Source organism: Aeoliella sp. (genome assembly GCF_965227375.1).
GTDB lineage: Bacteria > Planctomycetota > Planctomycetia > Pirellulales > Lacipirellulaceae > Aeoliella.
Map to the genome: position 1 here is coordinate 1,196,212 of NZ_CBDDFX010000002.1, position 26,778 is coordinate 1,222,989.

Below are 26,778 nucleotides of genomic sequence, written 5' to 3' on the forward strand. Positions count from 1 at the left end.
GAATCCGGCTACGGGTGCGCGGCGCCGCGTTTACCGCACCACTTCGTCCGAATCGTCCTGCTTGGCGATCCGCTTTTCGATGTACAGCGAATCGCGGACGTCGATTGACTGGGGTGAGTTGAGAGAGTCGAGCGAGCCGTTTTGCTCGATCCAGCCAGTGAGCCGGGAGAGCTTCTCCTGGAAGGGACTCTCCCCGGGGGGATCGTAACCGGGAGCCGCGCCCCAGTGGATCACCGTGCCGTAGGTGGCACGGATGTCGTACGTGTAGTAGCGATTGGCGCGGAGGATTTCCGGATGGGGCGAGGGGACGATTTCCAGCAGGCTGAGCCGTTCCCAAACGCCGCCGAGTTGCGTCGCCAACGCGGCCGCACCACGCACCCGCGCGTCGCTCCACGCATCGCCTTCTTGTGGGCGCTCGTGGATGTCGGAGATTCTTGGCAGGTACGACTTGTGCACGTCGGTCAGGTTTCCGTCGGGCAGGCGGACCGCGTCGGTGTCGAGCAGCACCAGGTTGGTTTGTCCGGCAGCGGTCACTTCGGCTACCGCGATCGGCTGGCGGTACGACACGGTCATTTCAATGCGACCAGGTCCTGCCAGGACCACCTTTTCCACTTTACGGATCCAAGGGTGCAACTCGAACGCGTCGACAAGTCGCTGTTGGATCACTTCGGGCGGCTCGAGCAGCGAAAGCGAATCGGTGAGCCCCGCGTCGCGGAGCACCTGGGCTTTCACGTCGGCGCGGATCCACGTTGGCGTATCGGGCGTGATCTGCAGCACCGCGGCCGTGAGCTTGTACCTTGGCGACGAGGCGAGGCTCGCGTGCATCGAGTCCCACGCCTTGCGAGCCCCTACTCCGGCAGCAACCAGAACCACGGCCACCACCAGGAAGCGCATTCGCGGCGCAGTTCGCTTGGCATTTGGGTCCGTGTTGGTGTCGTCGCTGCTGGCCATCCCACATCCTTGAGGGCGAGCACAGAAAGAAGCATGGAGTACAAACCGAGGCGTTTGTTACCAGATTTCGAGCTGCGTTTCCAGCTCAACCCCAAGTCGCTCGGCCACGCGGCTGCGGATCTGGTCGATGAGCTTCAGGACGTGACTGCTCTTGGCGTCGTCGGCCACCACCACAAAGTTCGAGTGGCGACTGCTAAGCTCGGCCCCTTCGACGCTGGCGCCAGCAAGACCCGCCTGCTCGATGAGCATGCTAGCACTCATGCCGCGCGGGTTCTTGAACAAGCAAGCGGTCCGCTGATGCGACATCGGCTGGCCCGCTTTCTTGACGATCCACTGCTTCTGCATTCGCTTGGTGAGTTGCTCGGCGTCGTCCTGCTCGAGATCGAACGAGACATCCAGGATGGCCAGCTCGTCGAGGCTGCTTTCACGATAGGCAAACACCAACTCGTCCCGCTGCCGCTCGCAGACTTCGCCAGAGCGAGTGAGCACGGTAGCACTGCTGGCCCACTGCCCGACGTCGCCGCCACGGCTGCCCGCATTGCCATGCAGCGCTCCGCCCACGGTGCCAGGAATGCCGACCATCGGTTCGAGCCCGGCGAGGCCGGCGCGAACCGACTCGTTGATGACGTGCGCCAGTGAAGCTCCTCCGCCCGCTTTAAGCGTGGAACCGGAGACCGAGGTCTCGCCAAACGCCGGATCGGCGAGGCTGATGACCATGCCGCTGACGCCTTCCTCGCGCACCAGCAGGTTCGACCCGCCGCCGAGAAGCCGCGTGGCAATGCCTTCGGCGCCGCATCGCCCCACCAGCGCGATCAATTCGTCGACGCTGCGAGGCTCGGCAAAATACTCTGCCGGGCCGCCCAATCCCAGCCACGTCCGCCGGGCGAGCGGGTGGGAAGGTTTGATGATGCTTTCGAATTCGCTTGCAATAGCCATGTTGAGTGCTCTCCGTGTCTACCGCATCCTGATGGTTTAGGCCTTCGGAGTCAATCCAGACCTGACGGGCCTCGTTTTACCAATCCTAACCGCCTAGGTGCGTGCCGCACGGGCGTGTAGCGTCTGCGGCGGCGAATTTGCAGAAAATACACGCCACAATATCTGTAGTGTGCTCTAGTCGGGCAGCGGAACGTCCACACCGCCACGCTGCCACTGTCCGAGTGCCTCGTAGCAGGCGACCGCGACGCTGTTCGAGAGATTCAGGCTGCGGACTTCCGGGCGGCAGGCGATCCGCAGGCAGCGCTCGGGATCGGAGTTGCGGATTTCCTCGGGCAGCCCTTGCGACTCGCGGCCGAACACCAACACGTCGCCGGGCGTGAACTCCGCGTCGCCCAGCTTGCCGGTGGCGAACTTGGTGAAGTACCAGAATCGGCGATCGGCCAGTTCGCTGCGGAGCTGCTGCCAGTCGTCGACCACCTGCCAGTTGAGGTGCTGCCAATAGTCGAGCCCCGCGCGCCGCAGGTGGTAGTTGTCCACCTGAAAGCCGAGTGGCCGCACCAACCACAACTTGGCCCCCACCGCCACACACGTCCGCCCCACACTGCCGGTGTTGTAGGGAATCTCCGGCTGGTAGAGGACGATGTGCAGCAGCGGCTTGTAGGGTTCAGGTTCCATGGCTGGAGCTGTTCGAGGTTGCTTGTCCTCGCTCTCCCCCTTTTGCAGGGAGGGAAATCGGACGAGGCTCGTCTCGAAACACGGCGTGTTTGTGTGGGGTTTGGTTTCAGCGGCATCGGTATCCGTGTTTTCGGAACCGCCGTCGGTAGTGGACCGCTGGCTAGCCCCTTATAATACGCGGTTCGACGTGGTTTGCTATCGCCAACAACCCTTTTAACCCCCACCGGCAACAATATGGCTATCGGATTCGGAATGATTGGCTGCGGCATGATTAGCCGCTTTCACCACCGCGCGCTCGAAGACGTTCGCGGCGGAAAGTTGGTGGGATGTTACGACCGCAACCCCGATTCCGCTAAGCGGTTTGCCGACGAAGTAGGCATCACCGCGTATGAGACATTGGAAGAGATGCTGGCCGACGATGCAATCGACGCCGTGTCGATCGGCACCCCCAGCGGTGCGCACATGGAGCCCGCTGTCGAAGCTGCGAAGGCAGGCAAGCACGTGATCGTGGAGAAGCCGCTGGAGATTACGCTCAAGCGATGCGACGCGGTGATCAAGGCGTGCGAGAAGCACGGCGTGAAGCTCGCCACGATCTTCCCTTCGCGGTTCCACGACGCACCGAAGACCTTGAAGAAGGCCATCGACGGTGGACGCTTCGGCCGCGTGACGTTGGGCGACGCGTACATCAAGTGGTATCGCTCGCAAGAGTATTACGACAGCGGCGCCTGGCGCGGTACCTGGAAGCTCGACGGCGGCGGTGCGCTGATGAACCAGGCGATTCACACCGTGGACCTCTTGCAGTGGCTGATGGGCGACGTGACCGAGATCTGCGCGCTGACCGACACGCTGGCCCATGAGCGGATTGAAGTGGAAGACGTGGCCGTGGCGACGTTGCGGTTCGCCTCCGGCGCGCTGGGTGTGATCGAAGCCACCACGGCCGCCTATCCGGGCTACCTGAAGAAGGTGGAGATTCACGGCTCCACGGGCTCGGCTTCGATCGAGGAAGAAGACATCAAGTCGTGGGACTTCGCCAAGACGCGAGCCGCCGACAAGGCGATTCACGCGGCCATGGCCAAGCGTAAGAGCGGCGGCGGCGGCGCCAGCGACCCTTCGGCCATCGGCCATCATGGCCACGCGATGCAGTTTGCCGACTTTATCAAGGCCATCAACAAGGACGGCACGCCGATCGTCGATGGCCACGAAGGCCGCAAGGCGGTGGAGATCATTCTGGCGATCTACAAGTCAGCTCAAAGTGGCAAACCAGTGAAACTGCCACTGAAGAGCGACCCGGTGATGAAGGGGAAGAAGTAGCTAGCACCAAGGCCGGTGCAAACTGCCCTCCCCCGAATTGCGCCAATTTGCCAAACTACGACCCATTGCAAAGGACTGGCTGTTACTCGCGACAAAGGACTGCCGCGTGACGTTTCGCAACGCAAAGGACTACGCCGGCTACTTGGTGCTGCGCGTGCTGATCGCCTTCGTACAAGCCGTACCGCCGCGGCTGTGTGAGCGGATCGCCGATCTCTTGGCGCTGTTGTTCACCAAAGTGATTCCAGTGCGGCGGAAGGTGCTGGCGGAGAATCTCCGCATTGCATTCCCTCACGCCACCGACGAGCAGGTTCGCCGCACATCGCACGAGATGTGGCGGCACTTGTTCTTGATGGTCATGGAAATCGCGCACACGCCGCGCAAGGTGCATCGCACCAACTGGCGCGAGATGTTTGACGTGCCCGACTGCGAGACGATCATCCGCGTGATGTACACCACTCGGCCCAGCGTCGTGATCAGCGGTCACTACGGCAACTTCGAACTGGGTGGCTACTTGATGGGACTGTTTGGCTTTCCCACTCACACCGTGGCGCGGAAGCTCGACAACGCCTACGTCGATCGGTTCGTCAACGAGTTCCGCGGGCGGACCGGTCAACACATGCTGCCCAAGCATGGCAGCGGCGAGATGATCGAAGAGTTACTCTCCTCTGGTGGGGCGCTCACGTTGTTGGGCGATCAAGCCGCGGGGCACAAAGGTTGCTGGGTACCGTTCTTCGGCAAGCCAGCTTCCACGCACAAAGCGGTTGCGCTGTTTTCGTTGTCGTTCAAAGCTCCCACCATGGTGGTAGGAGTGCGGCGCAAGCGGCGAATGCTCCAGTACGACGTCGACGTGGCCGACGTGGTCGATCCAGCCGCCGAAGACTTCCCGCATGCCGGTGTCCAGCCGATGACGGAATGGTACACTGGTTGCTTGGAGCGACTGATCCGCACCGCGCCCGAGCAGTACTGGTGGATCCACAAACGCTGGAAAGGAAATCCTCCGGAGAAGGTGCTCAAGCGGCTCGCGCGGCGGGCGAAGGCGGCGTAGCGTGCAGTCGATTTGGCGTGACTTCCTGTGAGTACTGGACAGCCGATTCCTATGGGCGAGTGGATTGAAGTGGCGACGGTGGCCGATTGTCCACCAGGCTCGTGCATCGAGGCGGTGGTCGGCGAGTCGATCGTGGTGGTGGCCAACGTCGACGGCGACTATTTCGCTCTCGACGGCATTTGTGCCCATCAGGGCGGGCCGCTGGCGAGTGGGGAATTATCGGGGTGTGTGCTCACCTGCCCCTGGCACGGGTGGCAATACGACGTTCGCACCGGCAAACAACTGCTGAGCGAGTCGATCCGGCAGACCGCCTACCGTGTCCGCGAGTCGGGCGGTACCATACAGGTTGAACTGCCAAAACCGTAGAACTCGCCCGTTGGCCCAGCGCCGGCCCGTGGATCACTCGCCGCGTGTATTCATTCCGTCCGTTCCGCAATTCCGATCCTCCGCGCATTGCCCAGTTGTGGTCGTGCCAGCCTCCGCAACGCGGCTTGGCCCAGCCAGTGTCTGCAAGCGTGCTGGAGTTGTGCCTGTTTTCCAAGCAGTACTTCGACCCAAAGGGGTTCATCGTCGCCTACGACGGCGACCAACTGGTGGGCTTCGCCCACGCCGGGTTCGGACCGAATAACGAGTTCGACGACCTCGACACCAGCATGGGCACCACCCACATGGTGATGGTGCAGGAGGACCTGTGGTCCACCGACCTGGCCGACCAACTGCTCGAGCGGAGCGAGGCCTACCTCCGCGAGCGCGGTGCCAAGGTGCTGTACGGCGGCGGGATCAATCCGCTCAACGGGTTCTACCTGGGGTTGTACGGCGGCAGCGAGCTGCCCGGCATTTTGCTATCCGACACCAATCGGCGCGAGCTGCTGGCCCGCCACCAGTATCGCGAGCGAGGCCGTGTCGTGGTGCTGCAGCGCGACCTGGTTCGGTTTCGCCCGATGGTCAACCGCGAGCAACGCAAGGTGGCCCGCGAAGTGAACTTCGAGACGTTGTACTCGCCGGTGACGCACAACTGGTGGACCACCTCGGTATACGGCAGCCTCGAGCGGATTCAGTTCCTGCTCCGCCGCCGCAGGCAGGACAAGGTCGTGGCGAGCGCCACATTCTGGGATGTCGAACCACTGGCCAGCAGTTGGGGACTACGCGTGGCCGGGATGTTCGAGCTATGGGTCGACGACGAATGTCGCCGGCACGGTTACGGCACGTACCTTTTGAGCGAGGCGTTCAAGGAACTGCACAAGCGCGGCATTTCCATGATCGAGACGCAGACCATGCTCACCAACGCGCCGGCCATCGAGTTCTATAAAAAACTGGGCTTCGCGCCGATCGACCATGGTTTGGTCTATCGCCGCGAAGCCCGTTAGTTCGATAGCTGCCGCTGCGCGAGGCTACTTGGCCTGGCGTGGCATCTGGCGGCCGGGTCGAAAGAAGCCGTGCTTCTCGAGCGCGCCGTAAACTTCTTCGAGAGTCTTCTCGCCGAAGTTGGAGATCGAAAGCAAGTCGTCGCGGGTGCAGTTCAGCAAGTCATGCACCGTGAACACGCCTTTCTCTTCAAGGCAATTGGTGGTGCGGACCGCCAGGCCGATTTCAGCGGTGCTCATTTCGAGCCGGCTCTCCATCTCTTGACTGTCGGTTTCCGCACGATTCAGAGGAATGCGAGTCATAGCGGGGAATCCCTCCCTGGGTGAGTGAATTGCGGCAATTCAAACGCTGAAATGTCGCGGCACTCTGCAAGCGGCCGTTGCGGACACCAACGGGGGCGCGTCCCTGGCCCTTTGCAGTCATGAAGGCGGAAGTATAGCAGATTGTCGCTCGCCGGCGCGGCGGTTTGACGAAATTTTTCGACTTCCCTGCACCAACGCTAGCGGAGGTGCATGGAGCAAATGCAAGCAGACGCCTATAGTTAAACCAGCGAACTGAATCATCCCTGCCAACTCCAATTACCATGACCTCGCTGCTTGAAAATCTGAACGAAGCGCAGCGCGAAGCGGTGTTGCATGTCGATGGACCGCTGCTCATTCTCGCAGGTCCCGGCAGCGGAAAGACGCGGGTGGTGACGCACCGCGTTGCTCATTTGCTGGAGCAAGGTGTTCGCTCCCGGCAGGTTCTCGCGCTCACGTTCACCAACAAGGCCGCCAGCGAGATGCGCAACCGCATTCAGTCGCTGGTGCCGGGCGAGGCCGTGTGGGTAAGCACATTTCACCGCTTCGGCGCTCGGATGCTCCGCGAGCATGGCGAACTGGTGGGGCTGGCGCCGAACTTCACCATCTACGACACGTCCGACAGTCGGCAGGTGCTCAAGCGGGTGCTCGAGGCCGAGCGGATCCACGTGATGGGCTACTCGCCCGACCGCATCGCCGGGGCCATTAGCGCTGCCAAGAACAAGCTCATCACGGCCGACGACTACAAAGCCCGCCGCGACTCGCCGCTGTCGGAGATCGTCGCGCAGGTCTACCCGGCGTACCAGCAGCGGATGTTGCAGTCGGCGGCCGTGGACTTCGACGATTTGCTGATGCACGTCGCGTCGCTGCTATATCACAATCCGGAAGTCCGCGCACAACTCGACGACCGTTTTCGCTACGTGCTGGTCGACGAGTACCAGGACACCAACAAAGCGCAGTACGTGATTCTCAAGGCGTTGTCGGTCGATCATCCGAACCTGGCGGCCACTGGCGATCCCGATCAGTCGATCTATGGTTGGCGGGGAGCGGACATCACGAACATTTTGGAATTCGAACGCGACTTCCCCCAGGTCCACGTGGTGCGGCTCGAGCAGAACTATCGCAGTACCAAGAGCATCTTGCGTGTGGCCGATGAGTTGATCGCTCACAACACCCGGCGGAAGCAGAAGTCGCTGTTCACCGACAACGGCGAAGGTCGGCCGGTGCGCCTGATCGCGTATGCCGACCAGGATTTGGAAGCGGGCGGCATCGCCGAGGAGATTCGCGCCGCGATAGAAGGTGGCCAGCGTCGGGCGAGTGACTTCGCGGTGTTCTATCGCACCAACGCCCTCTCGCGATCGATGGAGCGAGCGCTCCGCGCCGCCGGTGTGCCGTACCAGATGGTTCGCGGACAGGAATTCTACGGCCGCAAGGAAATCAAGGACGTGCTTGCCTACTGCCAGTTGGCCAACAACTCGCACGACGACGTGGCGTTCGATCGATCGGTCAACTCACCCACGCGTGGTGTGGGCAAGAAGTCGATCGAGCGGCTAAACCTGCACGCGTACCGCTATGGCACGTCGTTGCTCGACGCCGCGCGGCAGGCCGATTCGATTGAAGGGATGACGAAGCGGGCGGCCAACTCGCTGTTGTCATATGTGAAGCTGATTGACGAAGTCGCCTCGTTGGCATCCGACTCGGTCGAGGCGGTGATCGGCACGGTGATCGAAAAGAGCGGCTACTCCAAGGCCCTGCGCGAAAGTGGCGACGAGGAGGACCAGTCGCGGCTGGAGAACATCGAGGAACTGTTGACCGACGCGCGCCAGTTCGATGAACAAAGCGAGGAGTTCGGCGATGGCGGCCTGGAAGCCTACCTCGAGCGTACGTGGCTGGTGAACGAGACCGACGACTGGGAAACCGAGGCCGACAAAGTCACGCTGATGACCCTGCACGCCACGAAGGGACTGGAGTTTCCCGTGGTGTACCTCATCGCCCTGGAGGACGGCATCCTGCCGCACGAACGTTCGCGGGACAACGCCGAAGGTTTGGAAGAAGAGCGGCGGCTGGCGTTTGTGGGCATCACGCGGGCCAAAGAACAACTGCAGATGAGTTACGTGCGGATGCGCGAGTATCGCGGGCAGCGGCGGATGGCCATTCCGAGCAGCTTCCTGATGGAAATGCCGCGCGAACAACTCGAAATGGTCGACGCCCGCAGCGACGATCTCGACTTCTATGCCGACGACTACGACACGTACGGAGTCGACGAGCAGTACGAGGAGCCATCGACCCAAATCGACGTGCCCAAATCTCCCGCGCCCAAATTACCGGTTGCCGCCGGATTGACGACCGCAGCGCAGCTTGCCGGCGGCAAGTCGACCAAGCACTCCAAGGTTTCACCCGATGTGTTCTCTCTGGGCATGACGGTCGTGCACCCGGAGTTTGGTCCTGGGAAGATCACCGCGCTCGGCGGTTCCGGCTCGGCGCGGAAGGCAACCGTGCAGTTCGCCGCCGCTGGCGAACGGCGATTCGTGTTGGTGCACAGCCAACTGCGGCCCGCTCAGGGTTGATGACCCGCGAGTTGCATTCGCGTTGGTCTGGAAATCTGCTCATCCAGCGTGTCTATTGGATTCCATGAGCGACACGCCCGCCACGCCAGACGATGCAGCGCCGATCGATCCGACGGGCGATCCAGCGGAAGATCCGTTGCGCAGTGTTCATACCACGACGCTGCCGGAGGTGCTGGGGCAGATTGGCGCCTCGGTGCTGGTTACCACCTATCAAGCTGGCAAGCTGGTGGTGTTGCGAAACGACGGGGGCGTACTCAACACGCACTTTCGCAACCTCATGAAGCCGATGGGGCTGGCGGTCGACGGAGGGCGACTGGCGGTGGGCTGTAGTGTCGACGTGTGGGAGTTCCACAACGTGCCGGCCGTGTGTGCAAAGCTGGACGAGTCGGAAGAGTATCCCACCGGCGGCGCGAAGCACGATGCCTGCTACTTGCCGCGGCGGAGTCATTGCACCGGCGACGTGCAGATCCACGAAATGGCGTGGGTGAATGGCGAGAGCCTTCCCACACAGCGAAGCAGAAAGGAATTGTTGTTCGTCAACACCGCCTTCAGTTGCCTGGCGGTGCGGAGCGACGAGAACAGTTTTGAGCCGGTGTGGCGGCCGAAGTTCATCGAGCACCTCTCACCCGGTGATGCATGCCATCTGAATGGCCTGGCGGTGCGCGATGGGCGCGTCCGCTACGTAACCGCGCTGGGCGAGACCACCCAGCCCGGCGGTTGGCGCGAGAACAAACGCAACGGCGGCGTTCTGATCGACTTGGATTCGGGCGAGACTATCGCCCGTGGACTTTCGATGCCGCACTCGCCGCGTTGGTACAACGGCCGGCTGTGGCTGTTGGAAAGCGGCGAAGGAACGCTCGGCACCGTGGACCCAGCGACTGGCAAGTACGAAGCGGTCGCCCAGTTCCCCGGCTTTACGCGGGGATTGAGTTTCTACGGACCACTCGCGTTCGTCGGCTTGTCGCAGGTTCGCGAGTCGGCCGTGTTCAGTGGCATACCGCTCGTCGAACGCTTGAAGCAGGCCGAAGAACGCACCTGCGGTATGTGGGTCGTCAACATCGAGACCGGACAGACCATCGCCTTCTGCAAGTTCGAAGCAGGCGTGCAGGAGATCTTCGCCGTCGAGGTGCTGCCGGGAATCCGATTCCCCGACCTAGTGAACCACGACGCCGAACTGATCGGTCGTTCGTATGTGCTGGGCGACGCCGCGCTGGCCGAAGTGCCTGCCGACTTACGAAAGTGACTTTTTGCGACGCGAGTCGGCGTTACTCCGCCTTCACGTTGAACGCGAAGAACAACTCCTGGTCGCGCAGGTAGAGCTTGCCGTTGGCAATCACCGGATGGCACCAGATGCCGCCCTTGGGATTGCGAAACTCAGTTTGCGGACTCAGGGTGAAGCGGCCGTGCTCCTGCCAGCCTTCGGTGGTGGCATCCAGCAGCACGACTTCGCCCGACTTCTCGGCCAGGCAGTAGAGCATTCCGTCGGCGTAGCCGATCGAGCCTTTGCCTAGTTTTCCTTTTTCGCTCCACTCCCGCTTACCGTCGCGCAGTCGTTGGCAGGTCCAACCGCCGCCATCGGAATAGCCGTACAAGTTGTTGTCGAGCAGCACGATGCCGTCGTGTTTGCTCTTGATCACCTTGTTGTCGTAAACGGTGGTGGGATCAGTTCCGGTGGAACCTAACTCGATCAATCGGCAGCCTACCCCGTAGCCGCTGGAGATGTAAACCTGATTGCCCTGAGTCAACGGAGTGGGAATCACCGCCACGCGGCCCGGCCAATCGTCCTGTTGCCAGAGTACCTCGCCGCTGGCCGGGTCAAGGCCGAAGATTCTCTTCTCCAGCAGTTGAATGTACTGTTGACGATCGGAGGGAGCCGCTTTGACGACCGAGCTGTACTGCGCGCCGTCGGTTACGCCTTCGCTTTGCCACTTGATGGAGCCGGTCATCTTGTCGAGCGCGGCGACCGAGCCTTGTGGACCGCCCGGGGTGCAGATGACCACGTCGCCGTCGACTAGCGGAGATTCAGCGTAACCCCAAGTCGGAATGCTGCCGCCCATGTCCTGCATCTTGGCTCGCCAGAGTTCCTTGCCATCCGATACCTGGCAGCAAATGAGCGTGCCAGTGGCGGCCATGGCGTACACACGGTCGCCGTCGACCGTGGGAGTGCTCCGCGGGCCATCGCCCCAGCCGTTGTCGAAGTCTTCGCCAATCAGGGCGGCCCAAAGCTGCTTGCCCTGGTCGTTCTCGTCGAGCGCCATGAGGTAGGTTTCTCCATCCACGGATCCGAGAATGAAGATCTTCCCATCGGCAATCGAAGGACCGGCGTAGCCGAAGCCGACCGTGCGGACCATCCAAGCCAGCTCGGGACCGTCTTCGGGCCACTCTTTCAACAGGCCGGTTTCTTTGGTGAGGCCGTCACGGTTCGGGCCCATCCACTGCGGCCAGTCGTACTCGCCTGCGTTTGCGGTGGGGACCAAGAGGGCGAACACTACGAGCGCAAAACAAGTGCGAGTATGCAGCATGGAAACGTTTCCTGGTTGAGGCGGGAGAGGTAGGTGGGATAACGTGGCCAGATGATACCAAAAAAACGCCCCCAAGTCGCCTGTTATTCGGCTTCAGGCTTGTCCGACTCGGTTTTCTCGGCTTCGTCGTCCTCTAGCACCGGCTTGAAGGCCAACCGCACGGGCCAGCCGAGCGGCGGGATTTTCTCGGTCCAGGCCTCGTACAACAGGCCCGTATTGTCGCTGGTGAGCTTGGCCGGTACGTCGAGCATGGCGGTGCTGAAGTTGGCCACGCACACGAGGTCGCCATCGTCGGCCAGGTAGCCGCCAGTGCCGAGTTCCTCGTTCTTCCAAAACCCGCTGCCGGCAAATACCCATGGCAGTTCCATCGGCTTCTTGGTTCGGGCGTCGCGAATCCAGTCTTGGGCGCGGGCCTTGTGTTGCTTGCCCTCTTTGTCCTTCCATATCACTTCGATATTGATTTTAGTGCCGGTGGGTGGCTTGTATTTGGGGGCGAATTCTACAGGGCTGCCGATCTCCGCACCCACGGCCAGCAAACCCGCGTGCAGCACGAACGCTTCGCTCTCGACCGACACGATCGACTCGTGCTCCTTGGTGTTGGGCGGGCAGGCGAACATCTCCAACTGCCCCTTGCGCAGGGAGATGCGACCGTCCACATAGACGACGTTCTTCTCGCGATCGATCCAGGCGCGACCATTCTTCGCCAGCAGAGTTCCGTTCTTGGGTGGCGGTAGGTGCTCGACTTTGCGCGCTTCCTTTTCTCGCTGGCGGCGGGTCTCGTAATCTTCCTCTTCCGCCACGGCCTCAGCGGGCTTGGTCTTCAGTGCCTGGTCGAGGGCGTCGCCTTTGTCGGTGTCGTCGGATTTCTCGCTCGATGCACCAGCGGCTGGCGTTTCGTCGGCCCGTACTGTAGGAGTGAACCACAGCCCGATGGCTGCCAGGGCGATGGCCAAATACGCGGCTCGCTGGCTAGCAGACATGGATGGCTTGCGGTAGGATGCTAGCGTTCGCATTTTCGGAGCCCTGTGTTTGTATGGGGGTGCGGTTTGCGGGCGAAACTAGTGCATTGTCAAACGAATCTTTTCGGATAGTGATCTCGACAACCGCCTGAAAATATCGGTGACGTTTTGCGATCGCTATCTGAAAAGTCCGGCTTGACAAGATACTGGGACGTGTGACGTCGAATGGCTTGATTCTCTCACCAGGCATTGTATCAGGGAAGTGATGTCGACAACGACCGCAGTTCCGCGTGATTCTCACGCCGATGATAACGGATTTTTCCACGGAATGAACGACCTCGAGTTTGCACGCCAGCTCGAACAGTGGCACGAAGGGAAACTTTGGCACGACGAAGCCCCTAAGCCGCTCCGCAAGGGCTGGGCCGAACTCGAGATGGCCGCCGCTTGGAAGCGATGGACCGACCATCTCGACAGCCGCAAAGTCGAGGAGTACTTCGACGACTACGGCTCGAAGATCGACCCCATGAGTTGGGGCCTGCCCGCGGATGATTCCCCACTGGGCCAAGTGGACACTTGGCGGAAGGAATTGCAGCGCGGACTGAAGAAAGCAACCAAGTCGGAGCCGTCGGCACAGGTCGAATCGCTCTTGGCCGAGTTGGTGCACGAACTGGAGAACGGCTCGCCAAGTCTCCCGGTTGCCCTGAAGGCCTTGGTGGTCGCTTATCTTCTGCCGCAGATCGCCTCTTGCATAAGTTGCTCGGCGTGGTGGCGCGTGGTCACCGCTTTCAAGGATCTGGCCGAAGAAGTCCAAAAGGCGACCACCGATGTGCTCGAAGCCGAGACCACGACCGTGTCGGTGCTGCTTGGTGGTGAGTTGCCACTAGTGCTGAGCGTGCTGCTGCCGGAACTTTCTCCGACGCGATCGCTGCGCTCGGCCGCGCGGAAGTCGTTGGGCGAGGGACTGCTGGCCGCTACCGACGGAGAAGGCCTGGTCGACGCGGCGCTGTTGCCGGTGTTGTCGATCCTGTTTTCGAGTTGGACCCGCGCCAGGGCGATTGGCGAACTACTGAAGAAGGGCTGCTGGTCTTCTTCGGCCGACACACAATACGAATGGGTGGTGCGCCAAGTGATCGGCTTGCAGCGCACCGATGGCACGCCGATGCTTAGCAGCACTCCACTGGTTGCCTGGCCAGCGGGCGTGCTCGATACCGCGCTCGATCTGGCTGGCGACGACCAAGACGACACCGCCGCCGCGGCACGTATTGGCAAGCGACTGCTGACAATCGACACCGAGTTCGACGAAGACGACCTGCCCGATCCGAGCGTCGAGTCGGAATGGTCGATGCTGGCCGTGCTGGCCAACGGTTGGGACAAGAAGTCCTCGCGCGTGCTGGTGGACTACTCCCGCCCCGAGATGCAGATCGAAGTCGAAGCGGACGGGCGGACCCTGCTTTCCGGCGGCTGGGGCATGGAAACCTCCTACGCCGGCAAGTTGCTCGAGCCAACGGATGAGTGGGAGCAACAGTGCTGGTACAGCGACGACGAGTGTGACTACCTCGATTTGATCATCGAGCTTTCCAGCGGCGTGCGGATCGAGCGGCAGATCTTCCTGGGCAAGGAAGATGGATTCCTGCTGACCCACGACATCCTGCATGGCCCCTCCAGTCCATCTGGCGAGTGGCGGCACGTTACTTGGTTGCCGCTGGCGAGTGGAGTGAAGTTCGTTCCGGAGAAGAACACCCGCGACGGTGTCTTGGCCAACGGCAACGGTCCTCGGGCCACGGTGCTACCACTAGCGCTGGCCGAGTGGCGCAACGAACCACGGTTCGGCGAGCTGACCAGCAACGAAGGCAAGCTGGAACTCGCGCAGCAATCGCGCGGGGCGCGGCTCAGTTGTCCCTTGTGGATCGATCTGAATGCCCGCCGCACCAGCAAGCCGCGCACGTGGCGGAAACTGACCGTCGCCGCGTCGCTGGAAGTGGCCCCCAGCGACGTGGCGGTGGGCTACCGCGCTCAGATTGGCGACTCGCAGTGGTTGGCCTATCGCTCGCTCGCCGCCCCGGCCAATCGAACCGTGTTGGGCCAGAACACAGCGGCCGAAATGATGATTGGCCGGTTCCATCGCACTGGCGAGTTTGAAGAACTGCTGGCCGTCGACCCCGCTTAAGGCAATGCAGGCGATTCGCGACAATCTGGCGCGCACGCGCGATCGCATGGTCGCTGCCGCCGAGCGTGCCGGTCGCGATCCGAGCGAGATTTTGCTGGTGGGCGTGTCGAAATACGTCTCGGCGGCCCTGTCGGCCGAGTTGGTCGGCGCCGGTTGTGTCGACCTGGGCGAAAGTCGGCCTCAGCAACTGTGGGACAAGGCGGCCACCGCCGAGTTCCAGTCGATCGACGTCCGCTGGCACATGATTGGCCACTTGCAGCGCAACAAGGTGGCCAGAACGGTGCCGCTGGTTTCGCTCATCCACAGTGTCGACAGCCCACGGCTCATCAAGGCGATCGACGACGCGGCGCGCGAGATTGGCAAGCGGCAAGCCATGCTGCTGGAGGTGAATTGCTCGGGCGATGTCGAGAAGCATGGCTTCACCGAGGACGAGATTCGCGAATTCCTCCCGCAGCTAGCCGAATTCGAGTCGGTCGAAGTGCAAGGTTTGATGACCATGGCCGCGGGCAGTCGCGATCTGGCCGAGGCCGCGGCGAACTTCGCAACTTTGCGTAACCTGCGCGACGAGCTTGCCCCGTTGGCGCCGCCGGGCGTTGTGCTGGCGGAACTGTCGATGGGGATGACCGCCGATTTCGAGGTGGCCATCGCCGAAGGGGCGACGATCGTCCGCGTTGGCTCGGCGTTATGGGAAGGTGTCGAGTGACGCCTGGTTGGGTAGAATAGACCGATCGAGCACCCACCCACCCGCAGTCCCCTGCCCTTTCCCGCCCAACGGGCGACAAGTCTCCATGGTTCAAATCGAGCGAAACCCCACCCGCAGTGTCCGCATCGGCACGGTGACCATCGGCGCCGAGCACCCGATTGCCGTGCAGAGCATGACCGCCACGCAGACGCAGGACATCGACGCCACGGTGGCTCAGGTGCTCGACCTGGAGCGGGCCGGCGCGGATGTGGTTCGCATCGCGGTCGATAGCAGCAAAGACGCCGCGGCCATCGCGGAGATTCGCCAGCAGACTCAAGCGAACCTGGCAATCGACTTGCAGGAGAACTACCGCCTGGCGGAGAAGGTCGCTCCGCATGTGGAGAAGCTACGCTACAACCCGGGCCATCTTTACCACCACGAGCGCGAGAAGCCGTGGCGCGAAAAGGTGGCGTACATCGCCCAAGTGGCGAAGGACAACGACTGTGCGATTCGCATCGGTGTGAACTGCGGCAGCGTCGATCCCGACAAACGCGACAAGTACCCAGCCGATAATTCCATCTCGCCCATGATCGAAAGCGCGGTGGAGCATTGCCAGACGCTCGACGACTTGGGCTTCACGCGGTACTGCGTTTCGCTGAAGGACTCCGATCCGCAGAAGGTGATCGAAGTCAATACTCGGTTCGCCGCCGAGCGTCCCGACGTACCACTGCACTTAGGCGTAACCGAAGCCGGTTTGCCGCCCGATGGGGTGATCAAGACCCGCATTGCCTTCGAGCAACTGGTGAGTCGCGGCATCGGCGATACGATTCGCGTCTCGCTCACCGTGCCGAACGATCGCAAGCACGAAGAGATCGAGGCCGGACGGGCAATCCTCGAAGACATTCGCCAGGGGCGTGTGCGATCGGTGGTGGACTACGGGCTGCAAACGCTCAACATCATCAGTTGTCCCAGTTGCAGCCGCGTGGAGAACGAGGCGTTCGTCGAGTTGGCGCAGGACGTCAAGCAGATGAGCCAGTACGCGGCCGACCACGCCATCACCATCGCCGTGATGGGCTGCCGGGTGAATGGCCCAGGCGAGACCGACGACGCCGATCTGGGGCTATGGTGCGGCCCGAACTACGTGAACCTGAAAAAGGGCGAAGAGACGCTCGGCCAGTACCCTTACGACGCGATCCTGCCGCGCTTGAAGCAGGAACTGGATCAACTGATCGCCCAGAAGGCGCAATAAAAAACCGGGCCACGAGCGTTCGCTCGCAGCCCGGTTCTCGTGAGTTCTACGGGCGACCTAGTGGCCCGCCGACCAACCAATCGTCTTCTTCTTGGGCTTGGCCGAGCTGACGTTGGTGATCTTGGCCGGTTGCTTGTACACGGCGGTCCAAACTGGCGCGGTTGGACGCTTGGTGACCTTGTCGTTGCTGTTGGGGTCCAACAGCAGCGGCGGCGACAGGTCCAGTGCTTGGGACTCGTTGCCACTCTCAGTGGCGGGAGTGGGATCGAGGCGATCCGTTTCGCGGTACGTCTGAGGCGGCGCCGAGTTGTTCAGCGAAGGTGCGGGATCCGACGAAGACGACGAGTCCTCGTAGTACGAGCTGGTGTTGCAGGTCGGGCAACTCGAAGACGCGGGTGCGTCGTAGCTCGACTGCACCACGCCACATGAGCTGCACGAATTGCAAGTGCTGCAGGTGCCACAAGTGCTGCAGCCGCCGCAGGTCGTGCATCCACAGGCCGGCTGCATGATTACCGGGCGGTACGTGGTTTGGGCACAGCAGCAAGGCGAAGTGCCGCAGGTGTTGCAGCATGTCGAGCCGTACGACGCCGAGTAAGTCGGAGCATACGACGCGTACGAGTACGTGGGGGCGTAGCCCACCGCATAGGCCGAAGCGGGCGCGGTGCCGAACACGCGGCGTCCCATGCGCCCAAAGTATTTGCCCAGGTACCAGCCGTCGTTGTAGGTGTTGTACACCACTGGCGAGTACGTCACTTGTGGCACAGCACATGTGGAGCACTGTGCATTGGCGTCAGTGGCCACCAGGCCGATCGTAGCCAAAGTGGCACAAGCGATTGCGAATTTCATTTTTGATGCTTTCATCGGAAGACTCGTTAGCAAGAGACGATTCACCCACCCCCATCTAACTCCGATCCGCGCTGGGACGCAACGGTCTCATCAGTCGAAGTCGGAAATTGGAAGCAACTTACTCTTGGGTAGACCTTGAGGGTTAGCCAAAGTCTGCTTGTGCGAGCGGGCGCACTGCGCACCTGTGCTCAACACTTCAGTGTACTCTAACCACCAGGGGGTAGCTGGGCATGTTGACAAGAAACCACACACACGGTGACCTGTGGCGTAAAGTATTCACCCCCCACGAGTTGCAGCGGTCCGAAATCCCCGCGAGCCGCGCCGTGCCAGCAGCGGACAACTGGTATTTCAGTCTCACGTCGCTGTTTGTTCGCACTTGGATACGCGAAAATCGCGACGCTTGTTCGCAACATCGGCGGTCCGTTTGCGATGTTCGTGCAGATCGTACAGCCTGTCGAACATTTGACGCATGTCGCGGTTGCATGCATTGAAGGCAACTAGCGCATCGTGCTTCGTTACCTGGGTGTCCGCACCACTGGTCACTTGCTCGAACACCGCCACGGCTGAGGGTTCGTCGGGCGAAATCTCCAGCAGCGTGGGCAACCGGAACGGGCGGTGCGTGGTCACCAGCAGCCCTGCACCACTACGCCAGCAGTGCCAGCGAACTAGCAGGCGCTCGAGCGTATGGAGTTGCTCAAACCCATCCACGACCAACAACGCGCTTTGATCCAGACGGGTTGGCAGCAATCGCGCGAGAGAGGGTTTGCGGTCGCTGTGCAAGGCGACTTCGACCCACCGCCAACCGAGCCGCGTGGCTTCACGCTCGAGGGCGCGGAGCAGAGTCGACTTGCCAACTCCGTGCGGCCCGACGATCTGGCCTCGCCAGCCTTGACTGGCCAGCTTCGAGGCGAGTTGTGATGGTGCGTTGCCATCGGTGGCCACGTACGAGGTGCCCAATGGTCCAAGCCAGCAAGTGGCGAACGGATTCGACTCGCGGGTTGGAATGCCACTAACCAAGGGGATCCTCCTCATCCACCTCGTCCGCAGGCACCAGCTTCGGTGGGCGCGCGGGAGCCACTTCGCCAAGCTTCAAGGGAACCTCGAGCACCTGCTGACGTCCGCGGCTCATGAACAACCGAAGTCGCGCACACCAGCAGACTTTCACGATCAGTCCGTCGTAGCTCAGCGGCTGCTCAGGCAGCAGCGTGCGAAATTCCCGCCGCCTTGCAAGTTCCACTCCGTCGGGCCCTTCGGTCGTGTAGCGTTTGAAGTAATGAACGCCAAAGTCCTCTTCTCCCTTGCCCGCGGTGTACCACAACACGGAAAGCTCTGCCGACTTCACTTCTTCGGCGTGTTCCACATGCACGACAAAGCTCCCCTTCAGCACATCGCCCGGCGCGAAGGGATTATCCACCTGCTCGATTCGCAGGTCGGCCAGCGGGGATTGGTTGGTGGAGACCGCTCTCATGCCAACGACTCCTGGTCCGCGGTTTCGCTGGCGGCAATCAGGCTCTCGCCTCCCCGCTTCTTGGCAGGCTGAACAAGCAGGCCGAACTGGCGGTACATCTCCTGGCGGCGATTCGTCTCGCCGCGGACCAGCAGCATCCAGCGGATTTGATTGTGGGGGCTGCGGAAGGAGTGCATTGCCGTGGCGGGAATCGTGAACGTCATCTCGGTCTCGAACGGCTGGCTTGCTTCCACACGCAGGCCGCGCCACTTGCGCAGTTCTTGTCGATAGACCACCTCGACCGAGGTTCGCGAATCGGTCCCCTGTTGGTAGCTGGCCGATTCTTCGCAAACCAATTCCACCAGCAGCGTGCGGAGTTGCATATTGCCGGTCTGCATCAGGTAGGCCTGGTACTCGCCGCCCAACGCCAGCGGATGCGAAGAGATCTCGACGTGCGACTGGCCGATGCCGCGACGATTCCAGAATTCGCGTATCAGATGGAACGCAAGCCACACGCCCACCAGACCCAGCACCACGACCAAACCGAGCGCCAGCCACGGCGACTCGTTGTTCAGATATTGCAGCGAGGCAACGTACACAAAGAAAGCCAGCAGCATGTTCCAAATGGCGCAGACCATCATCAGCCCTGCCATCCGCCATCCTGCTGTCCCCACTGCCGGCAGCCGGTGGGCGTAACGAATGCCGGGGCTTTCGTCTTCTCGCAATCCTGTGGGCAAGGTCTTCGATGCATCGGGAGTGTCACGCAGCGGGTCGAGCCGCATCGCTTTGACAGTGACCAGGCTGCGCCGCTCAGCCGAAGTGGCTACTTGCATCAGCGAGGCGACGATGCCAAAGATGCCAACTGCCAGCAGCGAAGCAGGAATCAGCGTAACCGGCCACACCCACCAACGGATCGAGCGTCGCAGGACGAGTTGCGAGGGATCGTCGGGGTTATACCAACAAGCTAGCTCGTTGCCCTTCCGATAGGGCTCGGCCATTTGTTCGGCATCTTCTCGCGTGGGAGAGAACTGACCCACGGTCCGTTCGATCCATACCGGATCGCCTTCGGAACCATCGTCCAGTACACGAGCGGCTTGAACCTGGATGCCGTACTCACCGACGCTCAGCGGCGTGTCGTACTCGTTGATCCGCATGTCGGTCACCACGCACATGCCGGCCTCAAAGCCGTCGGCTGGTGGGCGCGACTCCAGCCAATCGGGCCATAGCACCTGAAAGATGTGCAATGCCAGAGTCACGGTTCCCACTACCACGAGCGACACGCTCAAGAACAGCTCGCTCCAATACCCCACGCTCCGCATGCCGGTGCTGCGGCCGCCGCGCTTCTTCGGGAATAGTGGGTTACGCCAAGGCATGGGTGGGGGACGTGCAAGGAGCGATTAGCGGAAATGATGGGGCGGCGCCATCCGCGTCGGTGCGTCGTAGCGAAGTTCTCGCGTGTCGGGACTGTCCTCGGCTTCCGGGCCTTCCGGTTCTTCGCGTTTGGTCGGGCGGCGGCGCGAACGTTTCATCCGGCGCTGGCTTCGGCTGTGCAAGGCCACCAGGCACAACTCGTGGCGATTGTGGACCAGTTGACGCAGCCGGACGTCGCGGAAACCCCACGACCGCACACGCTCGATGTACTGCTTCAAACACTTGGGGCTCGCCACGTTCCAGTCGGCCAGCTTCAAGGTCAGCACCAGACCTCGCAGCGATGTGGAGGGATGAGCGACAACGTCCTCGGCCGCATCCAACGTGTACTGCGGCGCGACGTTCAAGTCGGCGGCCAGCCATTTTGCGGGAGCGAACTCCACACGGCGGACGTCTGCCGAGCGTTTGCGCAGGTGCGTGAAGCGCGGATGGCTGGCGACCGGCTCTTCGACTTCCGCCGGGTCGACACCAATCACTTCGAAGCCGCGCTCGAGCAATGCCTGACTTGCCCCGCCGGGAGCGCAGCCGAGCTCCACCCACACGTCGCCCCGCACCGCAGGTAGCGCCGACCATTTGAGCGCCTCTTCCATCTTCAGGTACGCCCGCGAGACCATGTCGCTCGGCGCGGCAACCGGCAGCATTCCGCCCGGCCAGCGTTCGGTTCGCGAACTGGCGCGATGCCAACCGATGTACCACTCGTCGGGCTCCACCAGCACCACATCCAATACCACCGCGCCCGCTGGTGCGACGGTCGTTTCGAGCATCGAAATCCGATCGGTGACTTCCCCCTCCCGCGCGGCTTGCACCAAAGCAGCCTTGGCCTCTTCGGCCAGCGGCGTGACCGATGGCTCAAAGCCCGCTTCGCCTGGCAGTTGTGTGTCGCGTTGCCAAACGTGCAGGCAGACAACTTCCTGGGCGTCGAGCAGTCGCCGCACCGCTTCGATCTGCCAAACTTCGGCCGCGGCCAAGGCCAGGGAGTCGATCTTCACCCGACCCAGCGAGACCGAACGTGTCCTGGCGAACGTGGGTAGCGCTCCGTCTAGCGCGGCGCCGGCGGAGTGCAGGCTCTTGAAGCTCACAAAACCGGGCCGCGAAAAAGCGAGCCGCCACTCGCTTCGCCGCGCGGCAATCTCGCTCTTGAGCGGTTGCTCAGCGCCGGGCTGGCAAGTGCAGAACACAAACGTGGTGGGCAGCGGGACGGGCATGGTCTGGTGGTCGGCCGATAGGTGGCAAAGCGGATCCCACCTATTCTACACCACCGGTCCCCGACCGTCGCCGGGCCAATCAGTACGTAAACGCGGCCCGCAGGAACATCGTGTCATCGATGCCCATGTCGTGGCCGATTGAGTCGTACTCCAACTCGCGGGCGAACACGTAACCCACTTCCCAGCGTCGGCTGATACCGCCGATTTGCTTCCGTTCGGTGCCAAAGATCACCCGCAGGTCGCTGTAGCTCAACGTATCGGGGCTGCCATCGGCTCGCTCGACGGCCCACACACCGCCACCGAGGTCGCCCTGGATGTAGAACCAACGCTCGTCGTAGCCAGGAGGTCCGTGACACCAAGTCCGCCAAGCCACCTTGGGCTGCGGCAGGACGACGTCGATCCGAAGGTCGTCGGTCCAGTACAAGTAGCCGGCAGCCGGCACCACCGAAAGGCCGGCCCGGTTCAGGTACGCCACGCCCACGATCCACTTGCTGTTGGGCGAGGCCTCGTAGATTCCCAAGGCCAAACCCGACACGCGGAACGCGTCGCTGGCCTCGAAGCTATGGTCGTCGAAGTAGTTGCCCAGCGTGATCGCTCCATTAAACACCCAGCGGTCGGCGATGCGACGAACGTGGTTGAATGTCACCTCCGCATTGTGCAGCCGCGACGGCACGTCGATGAAGTCCGGGCCGTCGATAAACCGAACCGCATAGCGTGGCGTAATGGTCAGTGGCTGGTGGCGTTTGGGGAATGGCAGCGCTGTGACGATGCTCGTCTCGATCGTCGAGACGCCGATCGAGTCGCTTTCGAACCTTGGCATCCAGGCGAACGATAGGTTGGCCTTCTGGAAGAAACCTGGCCGCGCACCGGGCGGGATCAAGTTGCCCAGGTCTTGCTGGGCGGGCGAAGGTTCAGGGTAGGTGTACAAGGCGTCTTCGGGCAGGCCCGGCGCGTCGACCAGCACCACTTCGTCCGGCGCCGCGTTCATCCAGGGATCGGTCGGGCACGGCTCCACGTACACGGGAGCGATCTCCCCCTGGTACTGCTGCGGAGCGTACTGCGCGCGTGCAGGTGCCACCAACATCAGGCACAGCGACAACAAGCAGGACGCAGTTTTCATGGGGCGGTTGGAAGGAGGAGGAGTGGTGCAGGACCTACGCGGACCAGCAGCCTAGAAGTCGAGGCCCGCTCGGAGCATCACCGAGTCGTCCGGCTTGAATTCGGGTGGGTCGCCACTGTTGAACAAGATCTCGCGATCGAACACGTAACCAATTTCGAAATGGCCGCGAACCATGGTGGGAGTTTCGAACTCCAGACCCAGGATCGCCCGCAGGTCGTTGTAGTCGATGCGGTCGCTGAGCCCCACGCGGTCGACGGTCCAGGATCCGCCGCCGTATTCGCCAGCGACGTACCACCACCAATCGGTGTTGCCGACCGATCGGAAGCGGCGACGAATCTTCGGGTTGGGGAACACCAGGTACAGATCCCAATCTTGGTTCGGCCGCCAGTGAAGACCACCAGCGGGCAGCAGCTTCACCCGCAAGCGGTCGAGGTACACGACGCCCACCAGGATGTCCATTTGCGGTGTAATCGAGATCACACCCAGGCCGCGGCCCAGGATGCGAACCGAGTCGCTGTTCATTGTATTGAAGTCGGTCCACACGCCGGTGCGAACACCGAGCTCGGCGCCGAACCACTCGAAGGGACGGGGGTACCACGAAAAGTCGAGGTAGGCATCGTACACCTGACCGGGCAGGTCGGGCCCGCGGGGCATGGCGGTTGGATCGCCCAACGGGCCTTCAAAGAAGTCCACCGCGAAGCCAGGCGTGATCAGCAGCGGCGTGTCGATGTTGTGCATCACGGGAATGCCGAACGTAGCGGCCAGCTCAATGCGGCTGATGCCGAACTTGCCGGGGCTATTGCTGCCAGCAATCCAGGTGTACTCCGTGCCGATTCGCTGCAAGAACTTCTGGAACCGCACCAAGCTTCCGTCGGCGCCTTGATAGCCGTAGGTGCCCTGCTGCCAATCGTACGGCAAGCCATTGGAGTAGATGCTTTGCGATTGCGGCGCTCCGGCAGCGGGGTAACCGCCTTGGGGGGCTGGATAGGCTTGCCAGGCGTTGGGCGCCGGCTGTTGGGGAAACCCGCCCGGCGCTGCTTGAGGTGTGTAGCTGTACGGAACGCTCGATGGCGGTGCGGTCATGGTGCCGCTGACCGACGGATTGGCGTACGAATCGAACGCCGGCGGAGGGCCAATCGGTGCGGTGCCATACGAGGGTGCCAAGCTGGGGGCGGACATCGTTGGCGAAGGGCTGGCGAACGTGGACTGCGGGGGAAAGGCTTGCCCTTGAACCGGCGTGGCAGGTATCTGCACGTACTGCGCCAGCGAAACTGGTACGCCCAGCATCGCCCATCCGAGTCCCAAAAATGCTATCGCCTGCAATCGCACGGCCACTATCCTCCCGCGGTTTGTCCAGCATTGGGGAATACAAACCCCCGCGTTGAGGGTCAAGATCGACCTGGTACGCTGCTAGCGTGCCTGAATGCGACTCCCAACCTCCGACCATCGCCTGCCTGGGCTCTTGCGCAAAAACTACCTTCACTTGTGCCGAATTCACACAGTCGCCAAGTTGAATCGCATCCTTGTGCGCGAAACAGTTGCGAGCGGTCAACGGGGCAGCTAGGTTGGCAACTTACCGCCCCGAACTTCATGCTATCGGTTTGACTCGCCATGAGGAGACTCTCGTGCTTCAGCGATTTTCCAACAGGTTGTTTCTTGTTTGCCTTCCAAGTCTCTGCGCGGCAGCGATAACCATGTCTACCGCCCAGTGCAAGCCGGTCGATCCGGCCTACGCGGATGTGTTTGCCCGCATCGATCAGGTGGTTGATCGCGAACTGCCGCAGAAGCAAATCCCGTCGCTCTCCATTTGCCTGGTCGACGACGGGAAGATCGTCGGCTCGCGGGCGTACGGCATCGCCGACCTGGCGGGCACCAAGCCGGTGGACGACAAGACGATGTACCGCGTTGGTTCGGTGTCGAAGCTGTTTACCGATCTGGCGGTGATGCAATTGGTGGCGGCCGGCAAGATCGACCTCGACGCACCGGTGCAAAAGTACCTGCCCGACTTCCAGCCGGAGAATCCCTACGACGTTCCGATCACGCTGCGGCAGTTGATGTCGCATCAGTCGGGCCTCGTGCGCGAGCCGCCGGTGGGCAACTACTTCGACGGCACCGAGCCAACCTTGGCCGAGACGGTCGCCTCGCTGAACGATACCAAACTGATCTACAAGCCGGGCGAGCGGACCAAGTACTCCAACGCGGCGATCTCCGTCGTTGGTTTGGTTGTCGAGAAGGTGGGCGGCCAGTCGTATAACGACTACATGCGCCAGAACATTCTCGAGCCAATGCAGATGACCAACAGCTCGATGCTGTACGAAGGCAACGCCAAGGAGCAACTGGCCGAAGCGCTGATGTGGACCCACCACGCCGCCCCGTTCAAGGCACCGGTGTTCGAACTCGGCACCGCGCCGGCGGGCAACTTGTACGCCACGGTGGACGACCTGGGCAACTTCCTGCTCACCATCTTTGCTGGTGGGAGCTATCAAGGTAAGCAGGTGCTTCCTGCCGAGACCATGGCCACCATGCTGGGCGGCAACAAGGCGGCCGGCGAGGACGATCCGCTGTTCGGCATTGGCTTCAAGCTCGGCAAGATCGATGGTCACCCCACGTTCGGGCATGGCGGAGCCGTGTATGGCTTCTCCACTCAGTTCAGCGGGCTGCCGGAGGACAAGATTGGCGTCGCGGTGGCTTCGGCGCTCGACTGTTCGAACGGCTTCACCACGCGCCTGGGCGACTACGCCACGCGGCTGTTGCTCGCCAAACGTGCCGGCGAGGAGCTTCCCGAGTGGGAGTTTAGCGAAGCGGTGAAAGACCCCAAGCAGTACGTCGGCGAGTACAAGTCGGACGACGAGAAGCTGGAGATCGAGGAGTTCGGCGGCCGGTTGTTCGTCCGGCAGGGCTTCCTGCGAAACGAACTTCGCCAGGCGCCGGACCACCTGGTGGTCGACGACGTGCGAGCTTACGGAACCAAGTACAAGATCGACCCCGAGGCCGGCACCATCGCGGCGCTTGGCAAAACCTGGAACCGCCTGCCCGACGAGTGCCCACCCGGCGCGCCGGAGAAGTGGAAGGGGCTGATTGGCGAGTACGGCTTCGATCATAACACCATGTACATCTATGAGCAGGACGGTCAGCTTTGGTCGCAGATTGAGTGGCTGTTCCTCTACCCGCTGACCGAAGTGGACGAGAACACGTTTGCCTTCCCCAAAGTCGGCGGCATGTACGAAAGTGAGTACATCGTCTTCAAGCGAGACGAAAACGGTCAGGCCACGGAGGCCAACGCGGCCAACATCGTGCTCCAGCGGCGCCCGGTGGGCGACGTGGGCGACGTGTTCACCATCGATCCAGTCCGCCCGGTGGACGAACTCCGCCAGCTTGCCTTGGCCGCCAAGCCGCCTGCCGAGACTCGTCCCACGCGCACTGCCGACCTCGCGGCGCTCACTTCTTACGACGACGGCATCAAGCTCGACATCCGCTACGCGACGAATCGTAACTTCATGCAAACTCCGTTCTACACCTCGGCCCACGCGTTCATGCAACGCCCTGCGGCCGAAGCGGTCGCTCGGGTGCAGAAGAAGCTCGACGCCCAGGGCTACGGCCTTCTGATCCACGATGGCTACCGCCCGTGGTATGTGACCAAGATGTTCTGGGATGGCTCGCCGGTGCAGTACCACGACTTCGTGGCCGACCCCGAACAAGGCTCCCGCCACAATCGTGGTTGTGCGGTCGACTTGACGCTGTACGACAAAAAGACCGGCGAGCCGATCGAGATGGTTGCCTCGTACGACGAGTTCTCACCGCGTTCGTTCCCGCTCTACCCAGGTGGCGACAGCCGCCAGCGTTGGTTCCGGAAGCTGTTGCGCGAGAGCATGGAAGCCGAAGGCTTCACTATCTACGAGTTCGAGTGGTGGCACTTTGACTACAAGGACTGGAAGGAGTACCCGATCGGCAATCAGACGTTCGAGCAACTCCTGGCCGAGCCCAAGGCCGCCGCGGTACGATAG

The 26,778-nt window shown here is 62.1% G+C and carries 23 protein-coding genes; 10 read left to right on the forward strand and 13 right to left on the reverse strand.

Features of this window, described 5'->3' with window-relative positions; translation table 11 throughout:
* Window positions 1-30: 30 nt before the first annotated feature.
* The 3 genes from ACQK2L_RS17955 to ACQK2L_RS17965 form a co-directional block, all read right to left on the reverse strand.
* Window positions 31-951 (reverse strand): hypothetical protein, encoded by a 921-nt coding sequence (locus ACQK2L_RS17955; RefSeq protein ID WP_425398413.1) that lies wholly within the window; start codon window positions 949-951, stop codon window positions 31-33.
* Window positions 952-1,008: 57 nt separating this feature from the next.
* Complete coding sequence (gene murB, locus ACQK2L_RS17960; protein WP_425398414.1) at window positions 1,009-1,887, reverse strand: UDP-N-acetylmuramate dehydrogenase; 879 nt, start codon at window positions 1,885-1,887, stop codon at window positions 1,009-1,011.
* A 174-nt stretch (window positions 1,888-2,061) separates the two neighbouring features.
* Complete coding sequence (locus ACQK2L_RS17965) at window positions 2,062-2,562, reverse strand: tRNA (cytidine(34)-2'-O)-methyltransferase (protein ID WP_425398415.1); 501 nt, start codon at window positions 2,560-2,562, stop codon at window positions 2,062-2,064.
* Between the two features lie 234 nt (window positions 2,563-2,796).
* Here ACQK2L_RS17965 and ACQK2L_RS17970 point away from each other — a divergent pair, with 234 nt between their 5' ends.
* The 4 genes from ACQK2L_RS17970 (at window position 2,797) to ACQK2L_RS17985 (ending at window position 6,285) form a co-directional block, all read left to right on the forward strand.
* Window positions 2,797-3,873 (forward strand): Gfo/Idh/MocA family protein, encoded by a 1,077-nt coding sequence (locus ACQK2L_RS17970; RefSeq protein ID WP_425398416.1) that lies wholly within the window; start codon window positions 2,797-2,799, stop codon window positions 3,871-3,873.
* Window positions 3,874-3,979: 106 nt separating this feature from the next.
* Window positions 3,980-4,918, forward strand: a complete 939-nt coding sequence (locus tag ACQK2L_RS17975) for a lysophospholipid acyltransferase family protein (RefSeq protein WP_425398417.1) — start codon at window positions 3,980-3,982, stop codon at window positions 4,916-4,918.
* Between the two features lie 51 nt (window positions 4,919-4,969).
* Window positions 4,970-5,284, forward strand: coding sequence for a Rieske (2Fe-2S) protein (locus tag ACQK2L_RS17980; protein WP_425398418.1), 315 nt, complete (start codon window positions 4,970-4,972; stop codon window positions 5,282-5,284).
* 44 nt (window positions 5,285-5,328) lie between these two features.
* Window positions 5,329-6,285 (forward strand): GNAT family N-acetyltransferase, encoded by a 957-nt coding sequence (locus ACQK2L_RS17985; protein WP_425398419.1) that lies wholly within the window; start codon window positions 5,329-5,331, stop codon window positions 6,283-6,285.
* 24 nt (window positions 6,286-6,309) lie between these two features.
* Here ACQK2L_RS17985 and ACQK2L_RS17990 read toward each other — a convergent pair whose 3' ends face one another.
* Entirely contained in the window at window positions 6,310-6,585 is a 276-nt protein-coding gene (locus ACQK2L_RS17990; protein WP_425398420.1) for a DNA-directed RNA polymerase subunit alpha C-terminal domain-containing protein, read from the reverse strand.
* Window positions 6,586-6,866: 281 nt separating this feature from the next.
* On the opposite strand from ACQK2L_RS17990, the gene ACQK2L_RS17995 reads away from it, so the two are divergent.
* Together ACQK2L_RS17995 and ACQK2L_RS18000 are read left to right on the forward strand one after the other, a co-directional pair.
* Entirely contained in the window at window positions 6,867-9,149 is a 2,283-nt protein-coding gene (locus ACQK2L_RS17995) for an ATP-dependent helicase (RefSeq protein WP_425398421.1), read from the forward strand.
* 64 nt (window positions 9,150-9,213) lie between these two features.
* Window positions 9,214-10,392: a TIGR03032 family protein gene (locus ACQK2L_RS18000; RefSeq protein WP_425398422.1), complete on the forward strand. Its 1,179-nt coding sequence runs from the start codon at window positions 9,214-9,216 to the stop codon at window positions 10,390-10,392.
* 22 nt (window positions 10,393-10,414) lie between these two features.
* Here the strand turns inward: ACQK2L_RS18000 and ACQK2L_RS18005 are convergent, their stop codons facing one another.
* Both ACQK2L_RS18005 and ACQK2L_RS18010 read right to left on the reverse strand, forming a co-directional pair.
* Window positions 10,415-11,671, reverse strand: coding sequence for a PQQ-binding-like beta-propeller repeat protein (locus ACQK2L_RS18005; RefSeq protein ID WP_425398423.1), 1,257 nt, complete (start codon window positions 11,669-11,671; stop codon window positions 10,415-10,417).
* Window positions 11,672-11,754: 83 nt separating this feature from the next.
* Entirely contained in the window at window positions 11,755-12,684 is a 930-nt protein-coding gene (locus ACQK2L_RS18010; RefSeq protein ID WP_425398424.1) for a YdjY domain-containing protein, read from the reverse strand.
* A 274-nt stretch (window positions 12,685-12,958) separates the two neighbouring features.
* Here ACQK2L_RS18010 and ACQK2L_RS18015 point away from each other — a divergent pair, with 274 nt between their 5' ends.
* From ACQK2L_RS18015 to ispG, 3 genes are all read left to right on the forward strand, one after another.
* Window positions 12,959-14,797, forward strand: a complete 1,839-nt coding sequence (locus tag ACQK2L_RS18015) for a hypothetical protein (RefSeq protein WP_425398425.1) — start codon at window positions 12,959-12,961, stop codon at window positions 14,795-14,797.
* Between the two features lie 4 nt (window positions 14,798-14,801).
* On the forward strand, window positions 14,802-15,500 hold the full coding sequence (locus ACQK2L_RS18020) for a YggS family pyridoxal phosphate-dependent enzyme (RefSeq protein ID WP_425398426.1): 699 nt from the start codon (window positions 14,802-14,804) through the stop codon (window positions 15,498-15,500).
* A gap of 85 nt (window positions 15,501-15,585) precedes the next feature.
* Window positions 15,586-16,728, forward strand: a complete 1,143-nt coding sequence (gene ispG / locus ACQK2L_RS18025; RefSeq protein WP_425398427.1) for a (E)-4-hydroxy-3-methylbut-2-enyl-diphosphate synthase — start codon at window positions 15,586-15,588, stop codon at window positions 16,726-16,728.
* A 57-nt stretch (window positions 16,729-16,785) separates the two neighbouring features.
* Here ispG and ACQK2L_RS18030 read toward each other — a convergent pair whose 3' ends face one another.
* The 7 genes from ACQK2L_RS18030 to ACQK2L_RS18060 all read right to left on the reverse strand — a co-directional run bounded on the left by ACQK2L_RS18030 (window position 16,786) and on the right by ACQK2L_RS18060 (window position 24,103).
* Complete coding sequence (locus ACQK2L_RS18030) at window positions 16,786-17,574, reverse strand: hypothetical protein (RefSeq protein WP_425398428.1); 789 nt, start codon at window positions 17,572-17,574, stop codon at window positions 16,786-16,788.
* A 354-nt stretch (window positions 17,575-17,928) separates the two neighbouring features.
* Window positions 17,929-18,591 carry a hypothetical protein gene (locus tag ACQK2L_RS18035; RefSeq protein ID WP_425398429.1) on the reverse strand — a complete coding sequence of 221 codons (663 nt, stop codon included), beginning with the start codon at window positions 18,589-18,591 and terminating at the stop codon, window positions 17,929-17,931.
* A complete protein-coding gene (locus ACQK2L_RS18040; protein ID WP_425398430.1) occupies window positions 18,584-19,042 on the reverse strand; it encodes a hypothetical protein in 459 nt (152 codons plus the stop codon). Before ACQK2L_RS18040 ends, ACQK2L_RS18035 begins: the two co-directional genes overlap by 8 nt.
* Window positions 19,039-20,394 carry a DUF3592 domain-containing protein gene (locus tag ACQK2L_RS18045; RefSeq protein ID WP_425398431.1) on the reverse strand — a complete coding sequence of 452 codons (1,356 nt, stop codon included), beginning with the start codon at window positions 20,392-20,394 and terminating at the stop codon, window positions 19,039-19,041. Before ACQK2L_RS18045 ends, ACQK2L_RS18040 begins: the two co-directional genes overlap by 4 nt.
* A 24-nt stretch (window positions 20,395-20,418) precedes the next feature.
* Window positions 20,419-21,654 (reverse strand): SAM-dependent methyltransferase, encoded by a 1,236-nt coding sequence (locus ACQK2L_RS18050; protein ID WP_425398432.1) that lies wholly within the window; start codon window positions 21,652-21,654, stop codon window positions 20,419-20,421.
* 79 nt (window positions 21,655-21,733) lie between these two features.
* Window positions 21,734-22,774 carry a DUF6268 family outer membrane beta-barrel protein gene (locus ACQK2L_RS18055; protein WP_425398433.1) on the reverse strand — a complete coding sequence of 347 codons (1,041 nt, stop codon included), beginning with the start codon at window positions 22,772-22,774 and terminating at the stop codon, window positions 21,734-21,736.
* 51 nt (window positions 22,775-22,825) lie between these two features.
* Window positions 22,826-24,103 carry a hypothetical protein gene (locus ACQK2L_RS18060; protein WP_425398434.1) on the reverse strand — a complete coding sequence of 426 codons (1,278 nt, stop codon included), beginning with the start codon at window positions 24,101-24,103 and terminating at the stop codon, window positions 22,826-22,828.
* A 365-nt stretch (window positions 24,104-24,468) separates the two neighbouring features.
* Here ACQK2L_RS18060 and ACQK2L_RS18065 point away from each other — a divergent pair, with 365 nt between their 5' ends.
* Window positions 24,469-26,778, forward strand: coding sequence for a serine hydrolase (locus ACQK2L_RS18065; protein WP_425398435.1), 2,310 nt, complete (start codon window positions 24,469-24,471; stop codon window positions 26,776-26,778).

Bases quoted from the DNA above. Each gene is read 5' to 3' on its own strand.
- ACQK2L_RS17955 (WP_425398413.1), bottom strand. From the start codon at position 951: ATGGCCAGCAGCGACGACACCAACACGGACCCAAATGCCAAGCGAACT.
- murB (WP_425398414.1), bottom strand. From the start codon at position 1,887: ATGGCTATTGCAAGCGAATTCGAAAGCATCATCAAACCTTCCCACCCG.
- ACQK2L_RS17965 (WP_425398415.1), bottom strand. From the start codon at position 2,562: ATGGAACCTGAACCCTACAAGCCGCTGCTGCACATCGTCCTCTACCAG.
- ACQK2L_RS17970 (WP_425398416.1), top strand. From the start codon at position 2,797: ATGGCTATCGGATTCGGAATGATTGGCTGCGGCATGATTAGCCGCTTT.
- ACQK2L_RS17980 (WP_425398418.1), top strand. From the start codon at position 4,970: ATGGGCGAGTGGATTGAAGTGGCGACGGTGGCCGATTGTCCACCAGGC.
- ACQK2L_RS17990 (WP_425398420.1), bottom strand. From the start codon at position 6,585: ATGACTCGCATTCCTCTGAATCGTGCGGAAACCGACAGTCAAGAGATG.
- ACQK2L_RS17995 (WP_425398421.1), top strand. From the start codon at position 6,867: ATGACCTCGCTGCTTGAAAATCTGAACGAAGCGCAGCGCGAAGCGGTG.
- ACQK2L_RS18000 (WP_425398422.1), top strand. From the start codon at position 9,214: ATGAGCGACACGCCCGCCACGCCAGACGATGCAGCGCCGATCGATCCG.
- ACQK2L_RS18005 (WP_425398423.1), bottom strand. From the start codon at position 11,671: ATGCTGCATACTCGCACTTGTTTTGCGCTCGTAGTGTTCGCCCTCTTG.
- ACQK2L_RS18010 (WP_425398424.1), bottom strand. From the start codon at position 12,684: ATGCGAACGCTAGCATCCTACCGCAAGCCATCCATGTCTGCTAGCCAG.
- ACQK2L_RS18015 (WP_425398425.1), top strand. From the start codon at position 12,959: ATGAACGACCTCGAGTTTGCACGCCAGCTCGAACAGTGGCACGAAGGG.
- ACQK2L_RS18020 (WP_425398426.1), top strand. From the start codon at position 14,802: ATGCAGGCGATTCGCGACAATCTGGCGCGCACGCGCGATCGCATGGTC.
- ispG (WP_425398427.1), top strand. From the start codon at position 15,586: ATGGTTCAAATCGAGCGAAACCCCACCCGCAGTGTCCGCATCGGCACG.
- ACQK2L_RS18030 (WP_425398428.1), bottom strand. From the start codon at position 17,574: ATGAAATTCGCAATCGCTTGTGCCACTTTGGCTACGATCGGCCTGGTG.
- ACQK2L_RS18040 (WP_425398430.1), bottom strand. From the start codon at position 19,042: ATGAGAGCGGTCTCCACCAACCAATCCCCGCTGGCCGACCTGCGAATC.
- ACQK2L_RS18045 (WP_425398431.1), bottom strand. From the start codon at position 20,394: ATGCCTTGGCGTAACCCACTATTCCCGAAGAAGCGCGGCGGCCGCAGC.
- ACQK2L_RS18050 (WP_425398432.1), bottom strand. From the start codon at position 21,654: ATGCCCGTCCCGCTGCCCACCACGTTTGTGTTCTGCACTTGCCAGCCC.
- ACQK2L_RS18055 (WP_425398433.1), bottom strand. From the start codon at position 22,774: ATGAAAACTGCGTCCTGCTTGTTGTCGCTGTGCCTGATGTTGGTGGCA.
- ACQK2L_RS18065 (WP_425398435.1), top strand. From the start codon at position 24,469: ATGTCTACCGCCCAGTGCAAGCCGGTCGATCCGGCCTACGCGGATGTG.